This is a genomic window from Ruminococcus sp., assembly GCF_045129435.1.
In the GTDB taxonomy this organism is placed as follows: Bacteria; Bacillota; Clostridia; order Oscillospirales; family Acutalibacteraceae; genus Ruminococcoides.
On the sequence record NZ_JBGVJL010000058.1, the window covers coordinates 1 to 10,395 of the forward strand.

Sequence of the window (10,395 nt, forward strand, 5' to 3'; positions counted from 1 at the left end):
CTGTTAAAATTGATTGCTCGTAAGAATTCATTTGGCTGTTCCTTTCGTTGAATTATTTATTACAATTTCGTTGTAACAGGCAAGGGCGTCAGGGTGAATTATCATTGCCCTTTTTGACAAGTCCTTTAATGTGAACTGCAAGCCGTAAAGCATTGCGTTTTCAAGAGTCTTGCCGGCCTTTTTACGCATTGTTTTTACACCTGAATAATCTCTTTCGGCAGAAGTAAAATCTGCAATAAAGATTATTTTTTCAAGCAAAGACATATTGGCTCTGCCGGTTGTATGGTACCTTACAGCGTTTAAAATATCCTCATCTGTGATTTTTAGAACATCACGAATATATACGCTTCCGCTTATACCATGCCATAGCTTTGCAGAATTTTTCTGCACATTATCTAAAATTATACCACCATCTGTCATAATTTGCAACTGTTCTTCTTTTGGTGTTTCTTTAGTAATATCGTGAAGTATTCCTGCAATGGCAGCTTTATCTGCGTCTGCACCGTATTTTTTTGCAAGTCTTACCGCTTCCTTAGACACATTTACGCTGTGTGTATAGCGGTAGTCGCTCATTCTTGATTTTATAATTTTTTTGTACTCGTCTAAATTCATAAAATCACACCCTGTATAAATTATTTTCCTTAATGTAATCAAAAACCCTTTTATCAAGCAGATTTGCTAAAGCATCGTGATTATTTATATTATCCCTCACATAAGTTGAAGAAACCGTGAGAACCGACTTTTGCAAAATAATTGCTTTTGCACCCATCGGTTTTAAAATATCATCATAGTGCCTTGTAAGTTCGGCTACGCTGTCGTCATCTCTCGGAATAGCAATTATTGTTGCAAGTTTAAAAATAATCTCCGGATTTCTCCAGCTTTCAAGTGACAAAAACATATCTGCACCGACTATAAAAAACAGCTCGTCATTTGGGTACTTCTCTTTTAAAAGTTCAAGTGTTCTGTAGGTGTAGCTTTTGCCCTCTAATTTAATTTCAAAATCCGATACATCGGCATAGCTGATTTCTGAGCAGGCAAGTCTGCACATATTAAGTCTGTGCTCGCAGCAAACAAGATTTAAGCTTTCTTTATGCGGTGGCACAAAGGTTGGCATAACAATAATCTTATCAAGCTTTGCCTCTTTATGGCTGTACTCAATCATCTGCTTATGACCGTTATGAATCGGGTTAAAAGTGCCGCCGAGTATTCCTATTCTGCTCATTTTCTTCTGTTCTTAGGAAGAACAATTTTAGGCTCATCCTCGTTCTTTCTGTAAAGAACAAACTTTGAACCTATCACCTGAACAACCTCTGCACCGCATTTTTCAGCAATAAGCTCAGCAGCTTCTCTTGAAGAATAACCGCTGTTCTCAAGCACCTTGCCTTTGATAAGCTCTCTTGCTGTGAGTGCATCATCAGCCTGCTTTACGATATTGTCTGTAATTTCACCCTTACCAATCATAAGGATAGTTTCAATAGGATTTGCAAGACCACGAAGGTATGCACGCTGTTTACTTGTGAGCATTTAACTGCTCCTTTCTTATATAAAATTATTTATCAAATTTATTTTTCAACTCTGCCTGCAGCTTTCTGAGAGCAATTCCTCTGTGGCTTATTTTATCCTTCTCATCATCTGAAAGTTCAGCAAAGCTTTTGCCGTCATAATCAAAAATCGGGTCATAGCCAAAACCGCCGTTGCCGTTTGGTGAGTGTGAAATAGTACCGTTGCACACACCGCTTACCTCAATTTTTTCATCAGCCGAAAGAATACAACAGATTGCCGAGGTAAAATGAGCTGTTCTTTTTTCATCGGGAACATTTTCCATTTCTTCAAGCAATTTATTATACCTGTCTTCATCTGTAGCATTTTCACCACAATATCTTGCCGAATACACTCCCGGTCTGCCGTCAAGTGCGTCTACCGACAAGCCTGAATCATCGGCAACGGCAGGCATACCTGTAGCTTTAAAAGCAGCATTTGCTTTGATAAACGCATTTTCGGCAAAGGTTGTGCCTGTTTCCTCGACCTCATCAAGACTTACCCCGGCTTCTCTTGCCGATACTGCATCAATGCCAAGCGGCTTTAATATTCTTTCAAGTTCCTTTAATTTCTTTGCGTTGTTGGTAGCAATAATAAATTTCATTTTGTACCTCTTAATTCTGAGCAAAGAGAGCCTTTGCAAAGTCTTCTGCGTCAAACGGCTGTAAATCGTCTATCTGCTCACCGACACCAATGTATTTAACAGGAATACCAAGTCCCTCTTTAATAGCAAGCACAACACCGCCCTTGGCAGTACCGTCAAGCTTTGTGAGGACAATACCTGTAATGCCTGTTGCAAGTCTGAACTGTTCTGCCTGATTAACAGCGTTCTGACCTGTAGTAGCGTCAAGCACAAGAAGTTTTTCCTTTGCTGCATCCGGAAGTTCTCTGTCTATAATTCTATTGATTTTTGCAAGCTCATCCATAAGGTGTTTTTTATTATGAAGTCTACCTGCTGTGTCGCAAATAATTACATCTGCGTGTCTTGCCTTTGCGGCAGATATAGCGTCATAAATTACAGCGGCAGGATCACTGCCCTCATTCTGCTTTACGATTTCGCAATGGCTTCTGTCTGCCCAAATTTCAAGCTGCTCTATAGCGGCGGCTCTGAATGTATCGCCTGCTGCAAGAATAACCTTTTTGCCCTGCTTTGTAAGACTGTTTGCAAGCTTGCCGATAGTTGTGGTTTTGCCCACACCGTTTACTCCTATAACAAGAATGATTGACGGAGTTGTGGAAATATCAAGCTCTTCGCCGCCTCTGAGCATATCAGAAACAGTTTCTTCGAGCAAAGTGTGGATTTCATTAGGGTTTTTTATACCCTCTTTCTTAACCCTCTTTTTAAGTTCTTCACAGATTTTTTCTGCTGTCGGTACACCAACATCACCCATTACAAGCAATTCCTCAAGCTCTTCAAAAAGCTCATCATCAATTTTAGTAAAAGATTTGAGCATTGAGTCAATCTGACCGACTACTGCATCTCTTGTCTTTTTTAAACCCTCTTTAATTTTATTAAAAAAGCCCATAAAATCATCCCTTCATTAATTAGCTTTTATACCAAGCTTTTCGGCAATTTCAGTAGAGCGTAGCTCCAGCAGCTTTGACACACCCTCGTCCTGCATTGTAACACCATATAACACATCAGCTTCTTCCATAGTGCCTCGTCTGTGGGTAATACAAATAAACTGAGTGGTATGAGTAAGGTTTCTCATATAGTTTGCAAAACGGTCAACATTGACATCATCAAGTGCCGCCTCAATCTCATCCATTACGCAGAACGGTGCAGGTCTTACCTTCATAATTGCAAAGTAAAGTGCAATAGCCACAAGTGCTTTCTCACCACCGGAAAGTGCATCAAGATGTACTACAATTTTGCCCGGTGGGTGAACAACAATATCAATGCCGCTGTTGAGTATATCCTCAGGCTCAGATAACGAAAGTGAAGCCGTACCGCCGCCGAATAGTTCTTTAAATGTAAAAGTAAAGTTCTTATTGATTTCTTCAAAACTCTCAACAAATACTTCTTTCATTTGTTTTGTAAGGTCATTGATAAGTCGCTCGATTTCTCGCTTTGACTTTTCAACATCAGTTACCTGAGTGCTCATAAATTCATAACGCTCAGACACCTCTTTGTATTCCTCAATAGCAGACACATTTACATTACCGAGATTTTTAATCTTCTGTTTTAACTCATTAAGTCGCTTTTGTGCAGCGTTGGAATCCGGTATTTCAATAGCCTGCTGTTCAGCCTCTCTCTTGGTAAGCTCATATTCTTCCCAAAGTTTAGAAATAATATTATCATACTGATTTTGCAGGTTGATTTTTCTTTCCTCAAGCCTTGAAAGCTCTCTGCCTGAAACCTCTCGTTCAGAAGTTTTGTCACGCTCAAGTGCTCTTAACTCAACGCTTCTCTTTTCGTAAGTATCCTTTTCAGAATTTATGGTTTCAATTCTTGAATTATATTCGGCAATCTTATCTGTCTTTTCCTTGATTTCTGCTTCAAGAATTGAAATTCTGCTCTGGATTTCTTCATTTTTATTTTTATAGTCCTCAATCTGTGCATTAAGCTCTTTTTGTCTTTCACCAAAGTTATTTGATGAATTTTCTGCATAGAGAATTTCAGAATTGAGTGCGTCAATGTCCTTTTGTGCGGTAACAATTTCAAGTCTTACATTCTGTAGCTGAGCAGCAATTTCTTCTCGCTGTTCAATCATTTTTGCACGACTGCCTGTAATGCTGTTTACCTTTTCTTCTGCCTCAGAAATTTTGCGATTAAGCTCTGAAAGCTGTTCTCCTGCATTTTTTCTATCCTCAGAAAGAACATTGATTTTATTAGTATATTCTTCTATCTGATTGTCAAAATTCTTTAAAGCAAGCTTAGAGTTTGAAAGTTCGTTTTCGCAAGCCTTGCTTTCGGCTTCCATTCTTGCAAGACTCTGTTTTTTATTTGAAAGGTCTGCTCTTGTGCCAAGTAGCTCAGCTTCAACAGCGGCATAATCCTGAGCAGCCTCATTACACATTTTCTGTGCTTGTGCAGACTTTTCTTCAATAGCCTTTGTCTGCTCCTTTAAATCCTTAATCTCGCTTGCACGGCTCAGCAAACCTGTATTTCTGTTAAGTGAACCGCCGGTAAGCGAACCGCCAGCATTCACAACCTGTCCGTCAAGTGTAACAATCTTAAAACGGTACGAATATTTCTTAGCAATGGCAGTTGCAGAATTAAGGTTATCTGCAATTACAATTTTGCCGAGAAGTGACGATAAAATATTTCTGAATTTATCATCGCAAGAGCAAAGGTCGCTTGCTACACCTATAAAACCTTGGCAGAGTTCAAGTCCGTTTTCTCTTAATTCTCTTGCCTTAATTGTGTTAAGGGGTAAGAATGTAGCTCTGCCACCGTCTGATGATTTAAGATAAGCAATTGCGGATTTAGCGTCATTTTCGGTTTCAACAACAATGTTCTGCATTGCCGCACCGAGTGCGGTTTCAATGGCAACGCCGTACTTCTGCGGTACAGAAATCACTCGTGAAACCGGACCGCAGATTCCCTTTAATCTGCCGTTTTTAGAGGCATTTACTACAACCTTAACGCTCTTTGAAAAGCCCTCAAGGTTACGCTCAAGATTTTCAAGGAAGTTGATTTTCCTTATATGCTCCTTGCTGTCGAGCAAAAGTCTGTCACTTTCTGCCTTATAGCTGTCACGCTTGTGAGCTTTTGACTGCAACTTGAGTTCAAGGCCTTGTATAGCATTTGTTACAGAAGTAATTTCTTCTCTTAAATTTGTAAGGTTAGCTGCGTACTGCTCAGAGATTTCCTCAAGCTCATTCACTCTTGAGATACCGTCTTTATTAGCAGCGGTAAGGCTTGCAATTCGCTCCTCAAGGTCAGAAATTGAGCTTTCTGCCGTCATATCAATTACTCTGGCATCGGCAGATTTTGTAGTGAGCATTGAAAGCTCTGATGTAAGCTGCTGAAGTTTATCACCGCTTTTTCCGGTATCCAAATTAATTACATTTAGCTTTTCGGAAAGTGCTGTGTATTCCTTTTGCTTTTCAATTACTTTTTTATCAAGCTCGGCAATCTGCTCGTTTTTCTCTGCAATCTGAGTAGTAATAAGTTCAGAATTTTGCTGTGCGTTTTCAATTTCGTTTTCAACACGCTTAATGTTTTCTTCGTTGTGAAGTATGTCATTTTTTGAAACCGAAAGTCTGGAACGCAAATCTGAAATCAGAGAATCAAGTTCAGAAATGAGATGTCTTACTTCGTCAGACTTAACGGCAAGCTCACCATTTTTAAGATAGATTTCTTCAGATTCTTTCTGAATTTCTTCAAGCATTTTTTCGGCATCATCATATTGAGAATGAGCGATTGCAATTTTTTCGTCCTGAGTTTTAAGAGCAGCCTGACTCTTATCAAGCGTAAGGAGCCAAAGTGCAATTTCAAGTCCACGCTTTTCCTCGGAATATTTTAAAAATTCCTGTGCTTTTTCTGATTGTCTTTTAAGTGGACCTACTCGCTCCTCAAGTTCGGTAACAATATCTCTGAGTCTTAAAAGATTTTCTTCTGTACTTTTAAGCTTACGCTCAGCATCGGTTTTTCTGTAACGGTAACGAGAAATACCTGCCGCCTCTTCAAAAATTTCTCGTCTATCCTCGCCCTTTGAAGATACAATACTGTCAATTTTACCCTGTCCGATCATAGAATAACCATCTCGACCAAGACCTGTATCCATAAAAAGCTCGTTAATATCTTTGAGTCTTACCTGTGCTTTATTGATAAGATATTCACTTTCACCACTGCGATAATAACGGCGTGTAATTGAAATTTCATCTCCGTCAAAAGCAAGCACTCTGTCTTTGTTTTCGATATTTAAAGAAACCTCGGCATAGCCAAGCTTTTTTCTTTTGTCGGTTCCGTTAAAAACAACATCTTCCATTTTGGAGCAACGCAAGCTTTTAGGAGATTGCTCGCCGAGCACCCAACGGATAGCGTCTGAAATGTTGCTTTTACCTGAGCCGTTTGGGCCTACAACAGCGGTAATGCCCTGCTCAAATGATAATTTAGTTTTATCGGGAAAGGTTTTAAAACCCTGAATTTCAAGTGATTTTAATCGCATTTATTACCTCTGTTTTATGTATATTTCGTATTCGTCAAGGCTTTTATCTGTCTTGATTTTAATTTTATACCCCATACTGTTTAGCTTTAATATATTTGATTTTTTTTGACCTGCAAGCTTAGAAACCGAATGTGGATTTACATAGACCTCAAAAAAATCTGCCGACTTATTGTAATAATTTTTAATAAGCTCAACTGTTTTTTCAAGGAGGATTTTATTTTCACAAAGCTCTCTGAAAGCAGGATGATAATTTGAACCAAGGCTGTTTTTCTCAAGGCTTTCGGAATAATGAAGTCCGAGTCTTATCAGCTTGATGTTTTCATTTTTAAATTTCAAAATAAGCTTTGAGCAAAGGTCAACAGATTGCTCAAGGGTATACGGTACAAACTTCTTACTGTTATACAGGTTTGCAAGCTCTGTGTCCTGCATAATAACAGTCGGGTAAATTCTTACGGTTTCAGGTCTGAGCTTTATAAATTCATCAGCAGTATAAATGTCTTTATAAAAATCAGAACCGTAAAGTCCCGTCATCATCTGCAAACCGAGTGAAATGCCATAATTTTTTATTATTTTGCAGGCATTTCGCACATCTTCTGAGTTATGACCTCTTTCGTTAAGTCGTAACACTTCATCGTCCATTGACTGAGCACCGAGCTCAATGGATATTACATTGTAGCTTTTTAAAAGGGCAACTATCTCATCATCAATGTAGTCAGGTCTTGTTGAAAGACGAATACCTTTAAATCTTGCAATATATGGCTTTGTAGCATCTAAAAGCTCAAGCATATATCTTCTGTCAATGGCTGTAAAGCTGCCGCCAAAGAATGCAATTTCAGCCTCTTTCGTATTTTCTTTTAAAGAATTAACAGCAATCTCTATAGCATTTTTTACATCATTGGCATTAGGCTGGCTTGATTGTCCTACAATGTTTTTTTGATTGCAGAATGTACACTTATGAGGGCAACCGTTGTGCGGAATAAAGAGTGCGACATTTGAATGTTTAATAGCCCATCAACTCCAATGCCTCTCTTGCCGCCTGCTGTTCAGCCTCTTTTTTGCTTCTTCCGCCGCCCTTGCCGATTACATTGCTGTTGAGATGTACCTCTACAACAAAGTGCTTATTATGGTCAGGACCTGACTCTGCAACAAGTACATACTCAAGCAATTCTCCCGGATTTTTCTGAATAATTTCCTGTAATGTTGTTTTGTAATCATTAACAGGTCTTTTCTTTGAAGCCTTAATAGCAGGGATTACAAAATTAAGAATATGCTTTGCAGCAGGCTCAATTCCGCCGTCAATGTAAATTGCGGCAATAAGTGCCTCGAATGCGTCAGAAAGAATTGACGGTCGCTCTGCACCGCCGTTGTGGCGTTCACCCTTGCTAAGTATAAGATACTTACCAAGTCCAAGCTGTTTTGCAAATACAAAAAGACTTTTTTCACACACAAGTGATGCTCTGAGCTTTGTAAGCTCACCCTCAGGAAGTTCAGGACAATTCTTGAAGATGTAATCCGATACCACAATAGAAAGTACGGCATCACCCAAAAACTCAAGTCTTTCGTTGTATTTGATATGCTTTGACTTATGTTCGTTTGCATAAGAGGAATGTGTCAGTGCCTCCTCAAGCAAGCTTATATCTTTAAATTTATAGCCAATTTTATTTTCAAGCTCCTGCACTTTTAATCAATCCTCCGAATTAATAACCTTTGAAATTTCGCCTATTGCATCAGCAAGAACATAATCTCTTGAAAGTCTGATTGCATTTTTTATTGTAACCGCCTTTGCACTTCCGTGTGCTTTGAATACAGGCTTTGACGCTCCCAAAACAGGTGCACCGCCGTATGTGTTGTGGTCAAGCTTTTTCTTGAGTTTTTTCATATCAGAAAGTACAAGACCTGCGGAAAGCTTGCCTTTAAGACTGCTTGTGAAAACGCTCTTTATCTCATTCATTACAACCATTGCAACGCCCTCATAGGTTTTTAAGATAAGATTGCCGGTAAAGCCATCGCAAACCAAAACATCACAAGCACCTTGCGGAATATCTCTGCCCTCAACATTGCCGACAAAGTTTAAATTACTTTCCTTTAAAAGCTTATATGTAGTCTGGTAAAGCTCATTTCCTTTGTGATCCTCTGTTCCGACATTTGCAAGACCAACTCTTGGATTATCAATTTTCATAACCTTGTTCATATAAATTGAACCCATTACTGCAAATTGAACGAGCATTTCAGGACGGCAATCAACATTTGCACCACCGTCAACAAGCATAAAAAATCCGTTTGCTGACGGCATAACAGGAGAAAATGCAGGTCTTTTAATACCCTTTATTCTTCTGATTGAAAGTGTCGCACCCATACAAAGAGCACCGCTGTTACCAGCAGAAACAAAAGCATCGCCCTCACCGTTTTTTAGCAAATTAAAGCCCACTGCCACTGAACTGTCTTTTTTTGATTTTAAAACAGCATCAGCGTGATCGTCCATAGTAATTACTTGTGTACAATTGTGAATTTCCATTCTGTCAAGGGAAATATTGTTCTCGCTTGCTACCTTAATGATTTTACTTTCATCGCCTGTAAGAATAATTGACAAATCGTCAAATTCCGCAACAGCTTCCGCACAACCCTTTATAATCTCAAGCGGTGCATTATCTCCGCCAAAGGCATCTACTATAATTTTCATTTTTACACCTCTATATCCTTTTGTGCAAGATAATCTTCAAGGCTTTTCAACGCCCTGTCCGAATATGCCTTTCCACGCTCTTGCTTGTCACGAGGACGATTTTCAAGAGCAGGGAGCACACCAAAGTTTGCTCCCATAGGCTGAAATTTCTCAACATACTTGTCTGAAATATAGCCTGCCAACGCTCCAAGCATTGTATCCTTTGGAAGCACAAAAGGCTCTTTGTCTTGTAATTTACGAACAGCATTGATACCCGCAAGTATTCCTGATGCCGCTGATTCCATATATCCCTCTACTCCTGTGAGCTGACCTGCAAAGAACAAATTGCCGTTTTCTCTGAGAGAAAAGTCAGCGTCAAGTAGCTTTGGTGAATTGATGAATGTATTTCTGTGCATTACACCATAGCGATAAAATTCAGCCTTATGAAGTGCAGGAATAAGAGAAAATACTCTTTTCTGCTCACCAAATTTCAAATTAGTTTGAAAACCGACGAGGTTATACATCGTACCCTCGCAATTTTCTTTTCTCAGCTGAAGGACTGCCCATGGCCTGTGACCTGTCTTTGGATTCACAAGTCCTACCGGTTTCATCGGCCCAAAACGCAAGGTGTTTTCGCCACGCTGAGCCATTACCTCAACCGGCATACATCCCTCATATACTTTAGGATTATTTACATCAAAGCTGTGTAATTCTGCTCTTTCGGCGGTAACAAGAGCATTGTAAAAGGTTTCGTACTCCTCTTTATTCATCGGGCAATTAATGTAATCGTCACCACTGCCCTTATCATACCTTGAAGCAAAAAAAGCGTAATCCATATCTACACTTTCCGCACTGACGATTGGTGCGGCCGCATCAAAAAATGAGAGTGAAGTACCAAAGCGTTCTCTTATTTTATCGGCAAGAGCATCTGATGTAAGGGGGCCCGTAGCAATAATTGTTATTGCATCATCGGGAATATCTGTGATTTCTTCTTCAAAAACTTCAATATTTTCATCAGATTTTATACCCTCGGTAACAAGAGTTGAAAAAATATCTCTGTCAACAGCCAAAGCACCGCCT

Annotated in this window: 10 protein-coding genes; all 10 read right to left on the bottom strand. The window is 39.3% G+C overall.

Annotated features, from left to right (window positions below):
- Positions 1-27: 27 nt before the first annotated feature.
- A complete protein-coding gene (yqeK, locus tag ACJMMI_RS02890) occupies positions 28-612 on the bottom strand; it encodes a bis(5'-nucleosyl)-tetraphosphatase (symmetrical) YqeK (RefSeq protein ID WP_405353346.1) in 585 nt (194 codons plus the stop codon).
- Between the two features lie 4 nt (positions 613-616).
- The gene (gene nadD, locus ACJMMI_RS02895; RefSeq protein WP_405353348.1) at positions 617-1,222 is read right to left on the bottom strand and encodes a nicotinate (nicotinamide) nucleotide adenylyltransferase; all 606 of its coding nucleotides are present in this window, start codon (positions 1,220-1,222) and stop codon (positions 617-619) included.
- A complete protein-coding gene (gene yhbY / locus ACJMMI_RS02900) occupies positions 1,219-1,524 on the bottom strand; it encodes a ribosome assembly RNA-binding protein YhbY (protein ID WP_405353350.1) in 306 nt (101 codons plus the stop codon). The genes nadD and yhbY overlap by 4 nt, the downstream gene beginning before the upstream one ends.
- A gap of 25 nt (positions 1,525-1,549) precedes the next feature.
- Positions 1,550-2,143 (bottom strand): RdgB/HAM1 family non-canonical purine NTP pyrophosphatase, encoded by a 594-nt coding sequence (rdgB, locus tag ACJMMI_RS02905; RefSeq protein ID WP_405353353.1) that lies wholly within the window; start codon positions 2,141-2,143, stop codon positions 1,550-1,552.
- A 10-nt stretch (positions 2,144-2,153) separates the two neighbouring features.
- On the bottom strand, positions 2,154-3,065 hold the full coding sequence (gene ftsY, locus ACJMMI_RS02910; RefSeq protein WP_405353354.1) for a signal recognition particle-docking protein FtsY: 912 nt from the start codon (positions 3,063-3,065) through the stop codon (positions 2,154-2,156).
- Positions 3,066-3,080: 15 nt separating this feature from the next.
- Positions 3,081-6,656, bottom strand: coding sequence for a chromosome segregation protein SMC (gene smc, locus ACJMMI_RS02915; RefSeq protein ID WP_405353356.1), 3,576 nt, complete (start codon positions 6,654-6,656; stop codon positions 3,081-3,083).
- A 3-nt stretch (positions 6,657-6,659) separates the two neighbouring features.
- On the bottom strand, positions 6,660-7,661 hold the full coding sequence (locus tag ACJMMI_RS02920; protein ID WP_405353364.1) for an elongator complex protein 3: 1,002 nt from the start codon (positions 7,659-7,661) through the stop codon (positions 6,660-6,662).
- Positions 7,657-8,334 (bottom strand): ribonuclease III, encoded by a 678-nt coding sequence (gene rnc / locus ACJMMI_RS02925; RefSeq protein ID WP_405353358.1) that lies wholly within the window; start codon positions 8,332-8,334, stop codon positions 7,657-7,659. The genes ACJMMI_RS02920 and rnc overlap by 5 nt, the downstream gene beginning before the upstream one ends.
- Positions 8,335-8,340: 6 nt before the next feature.
- Positions 8,341-9,336: a phosphate acyltransferase PlsX gene (gene plsX, locus ACJMMI_RS02930; RefSeq protein ID WP_405353360.1), complete on the bottom strand. Its 996-nt coding sequence runs from the start codon at positions 9,334-9,336 to the stop codon at positions 8,341-8,343.
- 2 nt (positions 9,337-9,338) lie between these two features.
- Positions 9,339-10,395, bottom strand: a 1,057-nt coding sequence (gene trmFO, locus ACJMMI_RS02935) for a methylenetetrahydrofolate--tRNA-(uracil(54)-C(5))-methyltransferase (FADH(2)-oxidizing) TrmFO (protein WP_405353362.1), incomplete at its 5' end; no start/stop codon positions are given.

Coding starts and splice junctions, on each gene's coding strand:
- yqeK (WP_405353346.1), bottom strand. CDS start 612: ATGAATTTAGACGAGTACAAAAAAATTATAAAATCAAGAATGAGCGAC.
- nadD (WP_405353348.1), bottom strand. CDS start 1,222: ATGAGCAGAATAGGAATACTCGGCGGCACTTTTAACCCGATTCATAAC.
- yhbY (WP_405353350.1), bottom strand. CDS start 1,524: ATGCTCACAAGTAAACAGCGTGCATACCTTCGTGGTCTTGCAAATCCT.
- rdgB (WP_405353353.1), bottom strand. CDS start 2,143: ATGAAATTTATTATTGCTACCAACAACGCAAAGAAATTAAAGGAACTT.
- ftsY (WP_405353354.1), bottom strand. CDS start 3,065: ATGGGCTTTTTTAATAAAATTAAAGAGGGTTTAAAAAAGACAAGAGAT.
- smc (WP_405353356.1), bottom strand. CDS start 6,656: ATGCGATTAAAATCACTTGAAATTCAGGGTTTTAAAACCTTTCCCGAT.
- plsX (WP_405353360.1), bottom strand. CDS start 9,336: ATGAAAATTATAGTAGATGCCTTTGGCGGAGATAATGCACCGCTTGAG.